Source organism: Bradyrhizobium centrolobii, from assembly GCF_001641635.1.
GTDB classification, from domain to species: domain Bacteria; phylum Pseudomonadota; class Alphaproteobacteria; order Rhizobiales; family Xanthobacteraceae; genus Bradyrhizobium; species Bradyrhizobium centrolobii.
The window spans coordinates 29,698-45,356 of the sequence record NZ_LUUB01000059.1 but is presented as its reverse complement, the minus strand read 5'-3'; the positions used below and the strand labels follow the sequence as shown (position 1 = coordinate 45,356).

General features: G+C 60.9%; 14 protein-coding genes and 1 pseudogene. 7 read left to right on the top strand and 8 right to left on the bottom strand.

Annotated features, from left to right (window positions below):
- Positions 1-37: 37 nt before the first annotated feature.
- The gene (locus tag AYJ54_RS53705; RefSeq protein WP_063700875.1) at positions 38-2,266 is read right to left on the bottom strand and encodes a recombinase family protein; all 2,229 of its coding nucleotides are present in this window, start codon (positions 2,264-2,266) and stop codon (positions 38-40) included.
- Between the two features lie 368 nt (positions 2,267-2,634).
- Between AYJ54_RS53705 and AYJ54_RS51325 the strand changes: the two genes are divergently transcribed.
- Together AYJ54_RS51325 and AYJ54_RS18510 are read left to right on the top strand one after the other, a co-directional pair.
- Positions 2,635-2,790 carry a hypothetical protein gene (locus AYJ54_RS51325; protein ID WP_201724214.1) on the top strand — a complete coding sequence of 52 codons (156 nt, stop codon included), beginning with the start codon at positions 2,635-2,637 and terminating at the stop codon, positions 2,788-2,790.
- Entirely contained in the window at positions 2,787-3,614 is an 828-nt protein-coding gene (locus AYJ54_RS18510; RefSeq protein ID WP_245329066.1) for a group II intron maturase-specific domain-containing protein, read from the top strand. Before AYJ54_RS51325 ends, AYJ54_RS18510 begins: the two co-directional genes overlap by 4 nt.
- 672 nt (positions 3,615-4,286) lie before the next feature.
- On the opposite strand, the gene AYJ54_RS47390 is transcribed toward AYJ54_RS18510, so the two are convergent.
- From AYJ54_RS47390 to AYJ54_RS49455, 3 genes are all read right to left on the bottom strand, one after another.
- Positions 4,287-5,297, bottom strand: a complete 1,011-nt coding sequence (locus tag AYJ54_RS47390; RefSeq protein WP_161491878.1) for a spermine/spermidine synthase domain-containing protein — start codon at positions 5,295-5,297, stop codon at positions 4,287-4,289.
- A gap of 235 nt (positions 5,298-5,532) precedes the next feature.
- Entirely contained in the window at positions 5,533-5,940 is a 408-nt protein-coding gene (speD, locus tag AYJ54_RS47385) for an adenosylmethionine decarboxylase (RefSeq protein ID WP_082905723.1), read from the bottom strand.
- A gap of 317 nt (positions 5,941-6,257) precedes the next feature.
- Positions 6,258-6,569: a hypothetical protein gene (locus AYJ54_RS49455; RefSeq protein ID WP_136623787.1), complete on the bottom strand. Its 312-nt coding sequence runs from the start codon at positions 6,567-6,569 to the stop codon at positions 6,258-6,260.
- Between the two features lie 1,605 nt (positions 6,570-8,174).
- On the opposite strand from AYJ54_RS49455, the gene AYJ54_RS18495 reads away from it, so the two are divergent.
- The 5 genes from AYJ54_RS18495 (at position 8,175) to AYJ54_RS18470 (ending at position 11,663) form a co-directional block, all read left to right on the top strand.
- A complete protein-coding gene (locus AYJ54_RS18495) occupies positions 8,175-9,014 on the top strand; it encodes an RMD1 family protein (RefSeq protein WP_063681771.1) in 840 nt (279 codons plus the stop codon).
- Between the two features lie 43 nt (positions 9,015-9,057).
- On the top strand, positions 9,058-9,300 hold the full coding sequence (locus AYJ54_RS18490) for a site-specific integrase (RefSeq protein ID WP_063700868.1): 243 nt from the start codon (positions 9,058-9,060) through the stop codon (positions 9,298-9,300).
- Complete coding sequence (locus AYJ54_RS18485) at positions 9,297-9,548, top strand: hypothetical protein (protein WP_136623786.1); 252 nt, start codon at positions 9,297-9,299, stop codon at positions 9,546-9,548. The genes AYJ54_RS18490 and AYJ54_RS18485 overlap by 4 nt, the downstream gene beginning before the upstream one ends.
- Positions 9,549-10,083: 535 nt before the next feature.
- Positions 10,084-10,371: a type II toxin-antitoxin system Y4mF family antitoxin gene (locus AYJ54_RS18475; RefSeq protein WP_063700867.1), complete on the top strand. Its 288-nt coding sequence runs from the start codon at positions 10,084-10,086 to the stop codon at positions 10,369-10,371.
- Positions 10,368-11,663, top strand: a complete 1,296-nt coding sequence (locus AYJ54_RS18470; protein WP_063700865.1) for a type II toxin-antitoxin system HipA family toxin — start codon at positions 10,368-10,370, stop codon at positions 11,661-11,663. Before AYJ54_RS18475 ends, AYJ54_RS18470 begins: the two co-directional genes overlap by 4 nt.
- A gap of 110 nt (positions 11,664-11,773) precedes the next feature.
- On the opposite strand, the pseudogene AYJ54_RS54010 reads toward AYJ54_RS18470, so the two are convergent.
- From AYJ54_RS54010 to AYJ54_RS18455, 4 genes and pseudogenes are all read right to left on the bottom strand, one after another.
- Positions 11,774-12,348 (bottom strand): annotated as a pseudogene (locus AYJ54_RS54010) (alpha/beta hydrolase fold domain-containing protein).
- 39 nt (positions 12,349-12,387) lie between these two features.
- Entirely contained in the window at positions 12,388-12,642 is a 255-nt protein-coding gene (locus tag AYJ54_RS51315) for a hypothetical protein (RefSeq protein WP_201724213.1), read from the bottom strand.
- 57 nt (positions 12,643-12,699) lie between these two features.
- The gene (locus tag AYJ54_RS18460; protein ID WP_063681759.1) at positions 12,700-13,800 is read right to left on the bottom strand and encodes an NAD(P)-dependent alcohol dehydrogenase; all 1,101 of its coding nucleotides are present in this window, start codon (positions 13,798-13,800) and stop codon (positions 12,700-12,702) included.
- Positions 13,801-13,884: 84 nt separating this feature from the next.
- Complete coding sequence (locus tag AYJ54_RS18455) at positions 13,885-15,360, bottom strand: benzaldehyde dehydrogenase (protein ID WP_063700863.1); 1,476 nt, start codon at positions 15,358-15,360, stop codon at positions 13,885-13,887.
- Positions 15,361-15,659: the final 299 nt, after the last annotated feature.

Sequence of the window (15,659 nt, the reverse complement as noted above, 5' to 3'; positions counted from 1 at the left end):
CGTCGACCTCGATCTGGAGAAGTTCTTGGATGTTGCGTCATACTACACCTTCAGTTTTTTTGAGAGGGTCGAAGAGGTCCGGAGCAACTGCAGGTACTTGAATTCGTATGCCTTTTGCCCGTCCGCGATAGACGTGAACGGCCTTAAGCTCGCCGCGCTTTACACGTCGCAAGATGGTTTGCCGCGAGACGCCGAGTAGATTCATGGCCTTGAACATCTTCACGTAACCTTCGGGCGCGCTCTCCACAAAGCGCGACCGCAACTCGTCATTGATACGGATGCGCCACGGCGCGCCAGGTGTGATCTGCTCTCCGGCAATGAAGCCATCGTTGAGGCAGCGATGCAAAGTAGAGGGTGCGATCCCGAGAGCGCGTGCTGCTTTCTCGATCGTCATGCACTCGCCGTCCTGCACTTGCTGTCTCGGCTGGAAGCACGGGATCTCCCAGTGCGTCCGCAGGCTCGACACACGATTTGCCGTAAACGACAGTCCTGTGGCCGTTGTACGGCCTTGGCGATTGAGGATGCCGGCGATCTTGGTGTCGGGATAATGTGCAGCCAGTCGCCGCAGCAGATCGATCGTATCGTCGGCGGTGCGGATCGGCGATGGATGCGAGTGCGGCAATGGGACATTAACTTCACTGAAGAGACCGCCGCGCCAACGCAGCGTCAGGTGAGCGTTGTATTTATCGCGCTCGACTCTCAAGGTGACATCGTCGAGCAGCGTGCGGAGCAACTCCTTGCGATCGCGATCGCTCGTCGTGGGAGCGAACCAGATGCGCTTGAGGTCTTTACCGAGTGCAAGGATCGCGTCGCGTTCTTCGTGCGTAAGCGAGCGCGGTCGGGCATGTTCGCGGTCCGAGAGTTCGGATTCGGCAGTCTTCAGTTCCAGCAGAGCGCTTTCCCATTCTGCTTCGAGTCCACGCGCGACGAGTCTATTCTCCGGGTCCACGGCGCGATAGCGTCGCTCGGCGCGCTGCGCGTTGTAGCGCGCACGCTCGACGTCGCGACGGAACTGCGCGAGAGTCGTCTCGTGATCGGCGTCGAATTGCTCGATCGCCTGGAGCGAGGCTTCCAGGCCTGCGGGCGCGAGAGCCGCAAGGAACGCTTCGGCGACAGCCGCATCGATCTGCACACCGCCGATGTTGAGGCAGTACTCGCCCCGGCCGTTGACGATGTTCTTGCCGGCGCAGTGATATCCGGGCGCCGAGAACCGGCCGCTGTAGTGTACGGCCAGGCGCCGACCGCAGTGTCCGCATACGGCGAGGCCTTGCAGGAGTGCTGCGCCTTCTCTCACGGCACCCCCGCTCTGGTGCGGTCGAGGACGGATGTTCTGCGCCAGGCGCTTCTGGTTCGCCTCGAAGGTATTCCAATCGATGTATCCGGCATGATGGTCACGAATGAACACCGGCCACTGCTCGCGGTCGCGTTGTCTGATGCGCTTTCGGATTCGACCGCCCGCATCGAGATAGCATGTCTGCTGGGTGCGGCCATACACATAAACGCCGGCATAGAACGGGTTGGTGAGGACCTGGTGGATCTTTGTGTAAGTGGGGGCGACCCAGCGGAGATCGACAAGGCTGTTGGAGTGCAGCGGAAAGCGCAGGCCTTGCGAGCGGAACCACAGCCACACGCGTCGTGCCGAGCCGAATTCGGCAAAGCGGTCGAAGACAGCATGGATCGCGGCTTGCACCGACTCGTCAGGATGCAACAGCACCTCCCCGTCGGCGTCGCCCCGTACCAGACCCACCGGCAGCCCGCGGTGCAGTTCTCCGCGTGCGGCCTTGTTGCGGATGCCACCGAACAGCCGCGCACGCAGCACATGCAGCTCTGCCTCTGACATCGTACCTTTGAGCCCGAGCACCAGGCGGTCATTGAACAAGCCCGGATGATAAATCCCATCTCCATCACCGATGAGCGTGTGGGTCAGGCCACATAGATCGAGCAGACGGTACCAATCAGCATTATTGCGCGCTAGTCGCGAGACTTCCAAGCCGAGCACGATGCCCACCTGGCCGAGGCCGACCTCCGCGGTCATCCGCGCGAAGCCGGTGCGCTCGGAAAGGCCGGAACCGGAAATACCGAGGTCCTCATCGATGACCTTCACCTGATCGCGTCGCCAACCAAGCCGCGCGGCGCGTTCGGCTAACTCGTACTGACGGGCAGTGGACTCGCGATTATGCTCGACCTGCGTCGTACTGGACTGACGCACGTAGACGATTGCGCATCGGCGTAGGTGCTCAGCGGTGATCTTGCTCAGTTCGTTCATCGTTGTGATCTCCGGCAGTGGCGATTGCTCGGGCGATTAGTCGGGCGAGTCGCAGCACGAGATGTGCGCGCTGCTCTTTATCGAGGGCCTCCCATACGGGTACGGCCCCGCGCTGAGGTGGTGGGTCGAGAAAGCTTAGCTGCTGCATAGCTGTCCTCCGATTCCGGTGGCAGGACAGTATGCGCGGCATCCAATTGCCGCAGCAAAGCGTCGACGATCGTCCGGGCGTGCAGCAGCTCGGCGTGGGAAGCCAGGAATGCCGCTCGAGCGCATTGCGGGCTTGCACGCGGTAAATGTTGTGCGATAGGCAGATCTGTCCACGCGGCCGGTACAAGGGCACGGGTACCATCGGGCAGTACAAGCGTCAGATGAAGTTCGCCGCGTCGATGACACCAGCCAAGCACATTAAGCGCAGATCCCTCAAAGGGATGGCGCGACCGAACGATGGTTACCTGATCGGGATAGTCGTCGAGATGATGAGCGCGGTGGTGGGCAGTCTGTCGAGTAGTCTTTCGACCGGGTGAACCATGACGTGCTGATGGCACGGGTGGCGCGCCGGGTTGCGGACCCACGGGTGTTGCGGCTGATCCGCCGCTACCTGCAGGCTGGATTGATGACGGGTGGGATTACGACGGCACGGAACGAGGGCACGCCGCAAGGCGGTCCTCTGTCACCGCTGCTGTCGAACATCCTGCTCGACGATCTGGACAAGGAGCTCGAGCGACGAGGCCACGCCTTCTGCCGCTATGCCGACGACTGCAACATCTATGTGCGGACGCGGCGGGCCGGCGAGCGGGTGATGGCGTCGATCACGCGATTCCTGATCGAGCGGCTGCGGCTCAAGGTCAACGCAGAGAAGAGCGCGGTTGACCATCCCTGGGTACGGACCTTCCTCGGTTACACCATGACCGCCCACAAACAACCGCGCCTGCGGGTCGCGGCCAAGAGTGTGCAGCGGTTGCGGAGCAAGCTGAGGATGGCGTTGCGCCAAGGGCGTGGACGAACCCTGGCATCGACCGTCAGAACTTTAACCCCCATCCTGCGCGGCTGGCTGCAATACTTCCGGCTGGCGGAGGCCAAAGGGGTGTTCGAGGAACTCGACGGCTGGATGCGGCGCAAATTGCGCTGCGTCCTTTGGCGCCAGTGGAAGCGGCCACGGACACGCCTCAAGCGCCTGATGCAACGCGGGCTCGATCCGGAGCGGGCATGGCGGTCGGCCTCCAACGGCCACGGCCCCTGGTGGAATGCCGGGGCCAGCCACATGAACGATGCCTATCGCGCCGCCTTCTTCGCGCAACTCGGTCTGCCGTCCCTCGTCAGACTGCACCGCCACCTCAATCGTGCCTGACGAACCGCCGTATACGGGACCGTACGTACGGTGGTGTGGGAGGAGGAAGCCGCAAGGCTTCCTCCTACCCGATCCTCTTGGGCGCGTTCCGCAATTTCGGCTTTTCCGTCAGCGGCGGTCGCCAGAACGACAGCCGAGTTTGGCGTGTTCATGTCATCAAGCGTCGCCTTGATTGCCTAGCCGCCGAGTGCTGCAGCCAGGCTTTCCGCCGCCTTGAAGGAACCAAAATAGCCGAGGTCGCGGCTGGTAAGCGGCTGGTCCGCTGGTCCTGTTTACAGGGCGGGATCCTTGTTGCAGTAAGCCCACAGGTTCGGTCCAATCATCGCGATCGTCGTTGAGGACGAGGCCGCGAGCGCCAGCGCTGAACTAGGTGCCGTCGCTGCGACAGACGCGCTCGCGCTAGTTCGGGTCGTAATTCGCGCCATAGGGGGCGGTCACCATCAGATGCGGCGTCACGCCCGCGAGCGCGCGGCCAACGTGTCTCCGCCATATCGTTGGAATTGTACCACAGCGTGGATTTTAAAGTCAGGAAGTCAGGACGCCGCCAACTTTGAAAATGATCGCATTGACAAATCGGGATCTTGTGTCGTGAAACAGATATTGTCCGACGCAGAAAAATATGGCTCAACATAGCCCTCTCACAAACTGGTCGAGGGGGCGCGTCGGGCTTTGTTACTTTGCTTGAGGTACGTGTTCACCTAGTTGTGTGAGTATCTTTTCGAGATCGCCCATCTTATTATCTTCAAAGATAGGCCCGTCCGACGCAAGCAGCCTTTGCGCTTGTGAGCAATGGGTACAACACGACCTAAAGAATTCACCGGTTAAGTGAGAGAGAGATACCTCCAAGCGTTTTGAGATTGTCGAATTCATAGCCGACGCGGATAGTCGGTTCGGGTCGAACCAGTCAGATGCGACGAGAAATCCCCAACCTCGCAAGAATGAGGGAATCAACGCGCTGTAACTATGAACTTGCTCAAAGACGCTCTTGAGCGTTCGCGCCAGCATTGCATGAGCGCGGCCGTCAGCAAAAGAAAACCTCAGCGCCTGAACGGCAACAACGCCGCCAGGCCTCAGCCGCCTTTTGATACGCAGATAAAATTCCCGAGTGTAGAGAGCCAGCGCCGGGCTGTCGGAAACGAGATCGCTCAAATCGATGATAATGACATCATAAAGGTCTTGGTCGTTTACGATGAACTCTCTACCATCCAAGAAAACGACCCTGCATCGGGGATCGTCGAAGGCGCCTCGATGCCAGTCTTTCAGATATTCCCGGCATATATTAATCAGCTCGCTGTCGAGATCAACCATCGTTGCCGTCTCGACCGACTTATGGCGTAGCGTCTGCCAAATGGTCGCTCCTTCTCCCCCGCCGATAACTAGTACAGTCCTAGGTGCTGGATGAGCGAGCATCGCGGGTTGGACCAAGAGTTCGTGATACAGTTCCTGATCCAAAGCAGCGCTTTGGATCATGCCGTCCAAGAAAAGAGTGACGCCATAATTCGCAGTCTCCGCAACGCATACAGCTTGAAAAGGCGTATGGCTGAGATGAATGATGCGGCGCAGACAATAGTTGTATCTATCGAAGTTATCGCTGTCTTCTGAGAACGCAAGATAAGTCGAATGTTGATTGTCTTGCGTTGACATCACGGGTCTGTGCGTATGCGAAGAAGAATTCTCACTCATCATTCGGACCCTGTGCAGTGCGGACGACAAATCCAGATGCAGTGACTTGACGAGATTGGCGCGAAACTATGTCTGCCTGTGAAGGACTATGAGTGTGAGCGGCAGTAGCCCGATGCGAGAGGTCCGGCGAGCCGAACTGATCGGCTCCCTTGCTGCGTTGTGCCCCCGCTGTCGACGGTTCATGACCACCGATCGCATCCCCCTCCCGCGACCACGTCTGGCCGCGGCGCAGCCCTTATGGGCTTTGGTCGTAAGCTCTACCTGCCTGACCGTTACCTCTTCTTACACTGCGGACGTCAGATCGTTTAGGCTGGAAAGCCTCGATCAAAACCGCGACTGCACTTTTTACATCACCGCTGCCACAGACAAAAACATCAGCAGCCACGTAGCCGCTCTCAGGCCAAGTATGTAAGGTCATGTGCGATTCAGCCAGCAACGCTACTGCCGAAACGCCATGACTTGGGAAGAACCTATGCACATGAAGGTGGATCAGCGTCGCTTTCGCTGCGCGAACAGCTTTTCGAATTGCGTCTTCCGCGATGGACGGATCGTAAAGGTGGTTAGCTTCCCAAAGGTCAAGCAGGATATGAGGTCCACCAATAGATTTTACCGGTCCAGTATCAATCGCTCCGTCATCAGTCATTTTGCATTCTCAGTTGAATTTTCGGTCCGATAGACCTTGATTACCTCGTCCATGATCTGGCCGACCGATCGGTCGCTGTGCGCCTGCTGCTGCATGTAGTTCCTGACGGACCGCGCAAAGATCAGAAAATCGCCCTTCCGCCCTATGCGCCGGCTGGCGCTCAATACCGTGCGAAGGAACGCGAGCAGCCAGAATTCGCCGTTGACCTTTCGGGGAGGTAGGGGCTCGCATTATACACGGAACCGACCTCACGCAGACAGCGGAGGTAAGCGGACAGCTTCGCCAGTCTTCTCGCGGTCGTCGGGGATCGAGCAGCATCAGGCGGCCGCCTTGAACATCTCAGCGCTTGCGGCGGTCGACGCCTCATCCAGCTCCGCTAGCCGCGCTCGCGGCGCCCCAGCGGTTTTCGCGACACAATAGGCGCTCACATACTCATCGAAGCGGAAAACGGCCGCCTCCCGGTGCTCAGCGATCCTCATACGCGTCGAAGCTCCGCCGCGCGCGATAATTTGCTTGCGCTTGGCTCGCCGTTCCGGGCTGCCGTTTTTCGACCAACGAAGCTTTCGGGCACGGGCGCGACGGGTGACGTCATAAGGGAACTTTTTGACTTCGACGGTGGTCCCAGCCAACAGTTCGACGCTGCGGGACGGGACGCTCTACGCACTACAAGGGAAATGACGTTGTTCATGCGAATGCTCTTCAATTTGGCCGATCAAAGCCGGAGCGGATTCCAGACCACCAGTTAGCATATACGATCGATTACTGTGTCGTATCCCACATTGACCGCGATCAAATAAGCGCCGGCTCGCGCGAAAACTTCGGCATGCCAATCTGACGCAAGAGAGAAGATTAGGTGCCCAAACGGCGGGCGCATCAGCCAAGGAACGGGTTCGAATTGCGACGCGTTCCGCATGCGAACGGATCGCACAGTGTGATTTAGCAGGAACCTGTTCTCGCGCGGATAAGCGATGAGCGCTTGAAGGCGGGGGGCAATTGCCAACGGAAGACGAGGCGACACGATCGCAGGGGCGACACAAGTTGAGCGAATGGGGCAACCATTGAGAGAGGTATGACGCTGCGGTGAAATCAAACGGCATCGATTCGTCTTCCCTCCCGGGCGCGCTTTGCGCGCACGACATGTACCTTCCGAAACAGCTCAACTTAGCTGATATTTGAAGAGCTAAGAGACTATCAAGTCTGGTAGTATGTCCGCGCCTAAGTCCGACTGGCGCTGTAACGCCCGCGCAGCCGGCGGGTGCTTACGGAAAGGCAATCAGTTTCCGACGAGCACATCCAAATGGATTTATTGCGAGCCCGTTTTGGCGGTTTGAAGCTGTCCTCTATGGCCCGGCGATGGCCTTCCACCGACACCGGCTTCTGCATGAACGTGCGCCTGCGACGAACGGCATCACCGCTGATGCGAGGGTTGGTTCAATACTCTCATGTTCGGCAATTTGGAAGACTATGGGGTGCTGACGACGGGATCTGACGTTGCGGAGCAAACCGCGGTAAAGGTCCACTTCCTTCACAGCCCAATGTTTGCGCTAAGATTTCCGGCACTCCTTCCTGGCAACCAAGAGGAAGCCGGCCTATCAATTCCCGTAGGTTGTTGCGCATGCCCCGGCCGGGTAAATGGACCTTTGCGTCGCAGGACTCGAAGTTGGAGGACGCCGTAGAGGCAGCGCGCAGGCTTTGCCCACAAGGCGTTGACGTCTTCCACGGAACCAAGCACCGAACTGCGACATGGCTTCTTCGGCCCCGTGCAGGGGCTTGATTGGTCCGCAATGTTCGCGCGGCAGAAACTCGAGTAGAAGCGGATAGAGACTCATCAGCCCAACTGCTCATCCTTGACATGCTTCGCTGGGTCGAAGTGTACGCGCTAGCCTCAACCATGAGACGGTCACTTGCTCGTTATTGGCTTCAGCCGCGACAATGCGACGTCGAACCGCTTGACCACGAGCGGAACATGATCGCAGCATTAAACGGCGCTCCCGAACGAACAGTAGGTGCAACTTGCCCAAGATGACAGAAGGCCGACCTCATCGCGATGGAAGTGACTGTGTCCTCGCGTGCGCGCTCCGACGAATGTAATTGACTTTTATCGCGAAGATTGTCGGGACAGTGCGACTGACTACACCCCTGCAAAAATCGCGGCCCTTGCGGCGTGCTGCCGTCGCTTCTCGACGAGCAAACAAGCAAACGGTAATCTGCATCTGTCCAAGCAGGATCTTCGTGTGAACGCCGATCAACTCTCTGTGGGCACGCCCGCAACATTACCCGGGCAGGACCCCACGCCGGGTTTGCGGATTCGCGCTCTGATGCTGGGCGACTGCATCAATGCCGCGGGTCTGGAGATCGGAACGCTGGTGTCATCAACGCCCGTCGCGTTCCGCGTCCATGCTGGACTCGCCGTGATCTTCCGCTACGGCATCGTGGTGCTGATCGGCCTCTTGCCCTCCGAAGAGAAGGCTCTGATCGACATCTTGAAGCCGCGCGTGGTCGGCGAATTCAGCCCCTACGAGGAAGAGACCGTGCAGGCGCAGCTCTGCAACGACGAAACCTCTGAGACGATCCAGCCGGGCGGGCCAATCTGCATCGCCAAATTCTCCGACGACCGGCTGCTCCTGATCGCCGACGCGATCGCCAAAAGCACGGCGCTTACCCGCGACGAGCGCCGCGTCGCCGCCGTCTTTGACGTCATCGAGCCCTTTGCGCGTGAGCTCGCCCAGCGCGGCCGCACGCCGCGCCGACGCAAGGGAATCCTGCAACTGATTGGTAACGTGCTGTTGGTGCAGCAGGGCGTCGCAGGCCGGGTCGCCGTCGCGGAGAAGCCCGACGTACTCTGGGAGAAGCCTGGGCTCGACCGTCTCTATTCGCGTCTGGAGGACGAATATGAGCTGCAGGAGCGTCTCGACACGCTCGAGCGCAAGCTCAAGGCGATCTCCGAAACTGGGAATGCGCTAACGGATATTATCGACACGCAACGCTCGCTTCGGCTGGAGGTCGCCGTGGTCGTGCTCATCCTGATCGAGGTCGTGATCGGCTGCGTCCAGATCCTCACTGGAACTCACTAGCGATTACGTTCGCTCAATCGCGAAGTTCTCAGCGTGTACGAGCATGAACGGTCGCGTGTTGTCCGACAAGCGCTCGAACAGGGCCGGCATCGCCGCGCCCTCAAAGGGCACCAATCTGCTCCGGCACTGGGCGGCGACTGCCATGCTGCGGGGCGGCGCCACGCTCGACATGCTCGGAACTGTGCTCCGACATCGGTCGCCTGATATGACCGCGCACTACGCCAAGGTCGACATTCTCATGCTGCAGCAGATCGCGCAGCCGTGGCCGGGAGAAGCGCGATCTTGAGCCAAGATCTTGCCAGATACGTAGCCCTGCAGCGCTTACTGGGATTCAAGTTCCGCATCCAGCATATCCTGCTCAGGGGCTTCGTCGCCTTCGCCGAGGAACACGGCGACGGGCAGGTTAAGAACGCCCGCGCGCTCGCTTGGGCCGCCCACGCCCCGTCACCGGAACAGCGCCGCATGCCGCGCGGCAATTTGGGTGGAAGCTCCCCACCCAGATTGTCGCGCTATACGCTGGGCATAGAGGCATAGAGATGCTTGTCGAGCGAAACCCGGCATCTGGTCCAAGCGAACTCTCCGGGAGCCGGCACTCCGTTTCGGAGTTCGATGCGGAGATCGGGGCTTGGCGAGGTAAGGCGCGCGTTCTTTATCTCCTCCGAACGACCATTGAGCTTGCCATAGATGCCCTCCACGATCCGGATCAGCTCTTTGGATTCGGCCTGTTGTTGGACCGCGCGGTCGTGATGCGTGGCCGCCCGCAACGGTAGATTCAAGATTATCCTCAGCGCGACTTAAGTCCTCTCGAAGGGGCGGTTTCTCTCGCCATAGACTATTGAAGTCTTCATTTCGTCGTCAGGAACAACTTAAGGAAGAGAAACCGATGAAAACTTAGATTTTGCTAGCTCCGCTCGGATCTGTGGCTGAATGTCGCCCATTGGACTCGGTTATCTCTTGGGAATGTCAGCGATCGCTGACATTTAAGAATGTTGGCGAACGGCGACAATTATCGATTGTCAGCGAGCGCTGACATATGTTAATGTAAGCGAACGCTGACATTGGATCATCCATGCTCATTCGCACCCCCGCCGACCTCGGCGCCGTCATCAGGGACAGGCGCAAACGTCTAAAGCTCGACCAGTCGACCCTAGCCAAGCGGATCGGCGTCAGCCGTCAGTGGGTCATCGACATCGAGCATGGCCACCCGCGCGCGGAGCTGGCGCTCGTGCTGCGGGCGCTCGATGCCCTCGGCATTCCGTTGGATGCCGACGACCAGCAGATGACCAGCCGCGGATCAGCCCGTAGCGCCATCGACATCAACGCCATCGTCGCCAAAGCCAAGAAGAGCAGAACATGACAAACGAGCTTGTCGCACTTCTGGACGGCGGTGAAATCGGCCGCCTGCGCAACGATGCGCGCGGCCGGTTGGCCTTTATCTATAACGATGATTGGCGTGGATCAGCCGGAGCTTACCCGCTTTCGCTTTCGATGCCGCTGGCCGCACAGGAACATGGTTCGGCCGTCGTACAGGCCTTCTTGTGGGGCCTTCTGCCCGACAATGAACAGGTGCTCGATCGCTGGGCCAAGAAATTCCAGGTTTCCGCCCGCAACGTCTTCGCGCTCATCTCCAACGTAGGGGAAGACTGCGCGGGCGCCATCCAGTTCGTTGCATCAGATCGTCTCGAAGCTCTGCGAAGCGGCAAGGACGACAAGACCGAATGGCTCGACGAGGCGGAGATCGCCAAACGCCTTAAGGCCTTGCGCGAAGATCACGCGGCATGGCGCCTGCCGCGTGACACGGGACAATTTAGCCTTGCAGGTGCACAGCCGAAGACGGCCCTTCTATTGAAGAAGGGGCAATGGGGCATTCCATCCGGACGAGTTCCGACCACGCACATCCTGAAGCCGCCCACCGGGCATTTCGACGGACATGCGGAGAACGAGCATATCTGCCTGCGGCTCGCACGAGACCTCGGACTGCCGGTGGCCGATACAGGGGTCATGCGGTTCAAGAACGAGATCGCCATCGTCGTTGAGCGCTACGACAGGCACGTCAGCGGCAACGACATCATTCGAGTCCATCAGGAAGACATCTGCCAGGCCATGGGCATCCTGCCGACCCGCAAGTACCAGAATGAAGGTGGGCCGACCCCGTCCGACGTCGTCGAGCTCCTGCGCACCCACTCCACAGACCGGGCGGCCGACGTGGAGACATTCGTCAACGCCTTGGGGTTCAATTGGCTCATTGGCGGCACTGACGCGCACGCCAAGAACTACTCCCTGCTCCTGGCCAGCGGCCCCCATGTCCGGCTTGCGCCGCTTTACGACGTTGCCAGCATTCTGCCCTACAAAGACATCGACCTGCGCAAGATCAAGCTCGCGATGAAAGTCGGTGGGGAATACAAACTCGATCAGATCGGCTTGCGCCAATGGCAAAAGTTTGCGCGCGAGACGCGCGTCGATGCGGATGAACTTGTTGCAAGTCTGGTTTCCATGGCCAAGCAGATCCCCGACCTTGTAGCGGACATTCACGCGCGCGCGAAAAAGGAGGGGCTTGAGAATGAGATCGTTGAGCGGTTGGCCAGTGCGTTGAGCATCCGAGCCAGGGACTGCGAACGCCTTTTGCAGAAAACGCAAACTGCTCCCTGAGGCAGCCCAAGGACCAGCTGGGACATGGGAGTGCTGCCAAGAATGGCGCATCCCCTCTATCGAGCTGCGATCTCTTTCGCCCGCCGCGCTGGCTGTCGTTCTCTACGCCTTCAGATGCGCTCGCGCGAAGCTCGCTGCCTCCTCGATCGAGGCCATGCCCTCGTCGAGCATCGCCAGGAATGGCACATCCCGTCCCAGACCTTGAGCTCTGCCACGCCACCGGCCTCGCGCAGCCTCCTGGCAATCGTGATGCTGTCGTCGCGCAGCAATTCCCAGGCGCCGACATGGATGAGCGCCGTTGGAAGCTGGGTGAGGTCGCTGTCGAACGGCGTCGCCAGCGGTGATCGCGGGTCGCCTTGCCGACATACACATTGGTGCAGAGCCCCATCAATTGCGGGGTCAGCAACGGCGCATCGGTGATCGTGCGATAGGATTCGCTCGTGCCGGTGAAGTCGAGCGCCGGCGACATCAGCACCAGGGCGCCAGGGCGAGGCAAGCCCGCATCGCGGGCCCGTACGGCGGTCGCGAGCGCAAGATTGCCCCCGGCGGAATCACCGGTCAGCGCGATGGCAGACGCGGCATAGCCACGGTCCAGCGCCCATTTGTAGATGCTGAACGCATCATCATGCGCGCCCGGCGCGGGATGTTCCGGCGCCAGCCGATAATCGGCGGCGAGCACGCCCATGCCTGACGCCCGCGCGAGATTCGCGGCCACTACGCGGTGCTAGCGCGAAGAGCCGAAGAAGAAACCGCCGCCATGGAAGTAGATGATCAGGCGCTTGTCGTCCGCGCCAGCATAGCGGATCAGGTCGCCGCCCACGGGGCCCGCCTCCACGCGCTCGATCATGATCCCCTCGGGAATCGGCGTCTGCGCATTGATCGCCTCGAACCAGCCGCGCATCTCGGGCGGGCCGGCATTTTCGGGCGGCGGAAATTCGGCGCTGATCTTGAGAATGGCTGCGAGCTGTTCCTTGCACATGTCACTCCTTTCGCCGGCGGGGCCGCTCGTTTGCGATGGCAATTGGATTTGCTAGGCTCAGCTCATCCGCACGATCGGCTTGATGACCTCGCCGGTTTCGGAGGCATGGATCGCCTGGTTGATCTCGTCGAGCGTGTAGAACTTCACCAGCTTGTCGAATGGGAAGCGCCCCTGCCGATAAAGGTCGATCAGCATCGGGATGAACGTGTCCGGGGTGGACTCGCCTTCGACGATGCCGATGAGGCGACGGCCGCCACTCATGAAGTGAGTTTCGTTGAGAACGATCTCGGCATCAGGGCCCGAGGCGCCCAGGATGCCGCAGGCGCCACGCGGACCGAGGCTCTCCACCGCGCTGCGGATCACGGCTGGAAGGCCGGTCGTATCGAGCGCAAAGTTCAGCCCGCTGCCGGTGATGCGCATGATCTCCTCGACCGGATTGACCTTGGTCGGATCGATCGTGTGGGTGGCGCCGAGCGCCTTGGCGACGCTCAGCCGCGACGGCTTGGTATCGACGGCGATGATCGTCGTCGCGCCCACGACGACCGCTGCCATCAAGGCCGACAGGCCGACCGAGCCGGTGCCGAACACAGCCAAGGACTTTCCGGGTGAAACGCGCAGCGCGTTCATCACGGCGCCGGCGCCGGTCTGCACGCCGCAGGCTAGGGGGCCCAGCAGCTCAAGGGGCACATCGCTTGGCACCTTCACGACATTGGCTTCGTGACACAGCGCGTGAGTTGCGAAGGACGACTGGCCGAAAAAGTTGCCGTTGACGCGCTCGCCGTCCTTGGAAAGGCCGCTGGTGCCGTCGACCCGCGTCGCGAAGAAATTGCGCGGGAAGAATTCGTGGCAGTAAGTGGTCGCGTGGTCGCGGCAGCTCGGGCAGGTGCCGCAGGAATTGAACGTCATCACCACGTGATCACCGGGTGTCACCTTTGTGATGGCAGCGCCGACGGCCTCGACGACGCCGGCACCTTCATGGCCGAGCACGACCGGCAGCGGCGTCGGCAGCATGCCATCGCGGACGACGAGGTCGGTGTGGCAGACGCCGGTCGCTGCGACTTTCACGAGGATTTCGTCAGCGCGGGGATTTTCGAGATCGATGCTTTCGAGGCTGAGCGGCGCGCCCTTGTCGCGGGCGATGGCGGCACGGATCTTCATGATGGGATCTCCGGTCGGAAATGTTGCGATGGAATTGGGAGAACGGGCATCCGGCGCAGCGCACGCCGGATGCTGTGCGCAGGATCAGAACGGGTAGGGCGTTGCCTGCGGCTTCTCGGAGGTCCACACCCACTGAGTGAACTCCTCCCAGATGGCAGGGCCGCCGATGCGGCTGCCATTGCCGGAGCGGCCGCGGCCGCCGAACGGTGCGAACGGGCCGCCATTTACCGTCTGGTCGTTGATGTGGAGCTGGCCCACGTTCAAACGCTCGCCGACGGCGCGGGCGCGCGCCAGCGAGCCGGAGATAACGCCTGCGGCGAGCCCATAGTCCAAGCGATTGGCGAGCTCGACCGCCTCATCATCGGTCTCGAAGCTGACGAGGCAGGCAACGGGGCCAAAAATCTCCTCCCCGAAGGCGAGCATGCCGGGCTTCACATCGGCAAGCACGGTCGCCTGATAATAGCGCCCGTCATGGCCGCCGCCGGCGAGCAGCCGCGAACCCGCGGCGACGGCATCATCGACGATGGACTGGATCTTTGCGACCTGTGCATCGCTGATGATCGGTCCGAGCGCGACGCGGCCGGTCGAGGGATCGCCGGCCGGCAGATGACGCGCCTTCTCTGCGATGCGATTGGCTAAACCTTCGGCGATGCTCTTCTGCACCAGCACGAGACCGGTCGACATGCAGATCTGCCCCTGATGCAGGAATGAACCCCAGGCGGCGTTGGACGCCGCGATATCGAGATCGGCATCGTCGAGCACGATCAGTGAATTTTTCCCGCCGAGCTCGAGCTGGACCTTCTTGAGATGGCGGCCGGCGACCTCGCCGACCTTGCTGCCGCCGGCGGCCGAGCCGGTGAACGAGATCATCGCGATGTTGGGATCGGCGCACATGGCTTCGCCTGCGTCCGCGCCACCGGGCACGACCTGGAGCACGCCGCTTGGCAGCCCGGCATCCTCGAAGATGCGCGCGATGATGATGCCGCCCGATACTGCCGTGCGCGGATCCGGCTTGTGCACGACCGCGTTGCCGACCGCGAGCGCGGCGGCGATGGCGCGGATCGAGAGCACCAGCGGGAAGTTGAACGGCGAGATCACGCCGACGACGCCGTGCGGCACGCGTTTGGCGGTGTTCGACCGGTCCGCCTCCATCGACGGCAACAGGATTCCGTTCGGCTCGAGCGCAACGGCGGCGGCATGACGCACGAAGCCGGCGCCATGTTCGATCTCGATCGCGGCCTTCGGCTGGATCGAGCCACTCTCGCGCATGATCCAGCCGATCAGCTCCTCGGCATTGCGCTCGAGCAGGTCGGCCGCCTTGTTCAGGATTGCAGCGCGTTCGAGCGGCAGCCTGGCTGCCCAGGCCGGCTGGGCGAGGCGCGCCTGCTGCGCCGCCTCCGCAATATCGGTCGCATTGCCGATGCCGACCGAGCCGAGCACGGCGCACGTCGCGGGATTGTTGACGTCAGTCACGCCGCCGCAGGTAGCCGACCAGTCGCCGAGGAACGCCTTGCCCTGCCATTGCTCGACAGCAATGAAGTTGTGAGCCTGTGTGTTCACCGAAAAATCCTCCCTTGTCCCCGCGCCAAAGCGGGCTCTCGTTGCAGGACCGCGAGGCGATGCCTGCGGCGTTGAGGGAGGGAAGCAGGTCACAAGTAGGCGCCGGCCCTCCTGTTTCCGTTTTCCTCCCGTTGGCCGGGGGAATAGCAAGGCCGGTGCCACGTCCGGTTCCGAGTTGCGGCGGCGTTCCGGATTGGCAAAATAGTTGAATTATTTCATATGGATGGACTCGGCGTCGAAGGGATATCGTCCGTTCGAGATATCACGCCAGCGCCAAGTCTCTTTATGAAATAATGAAA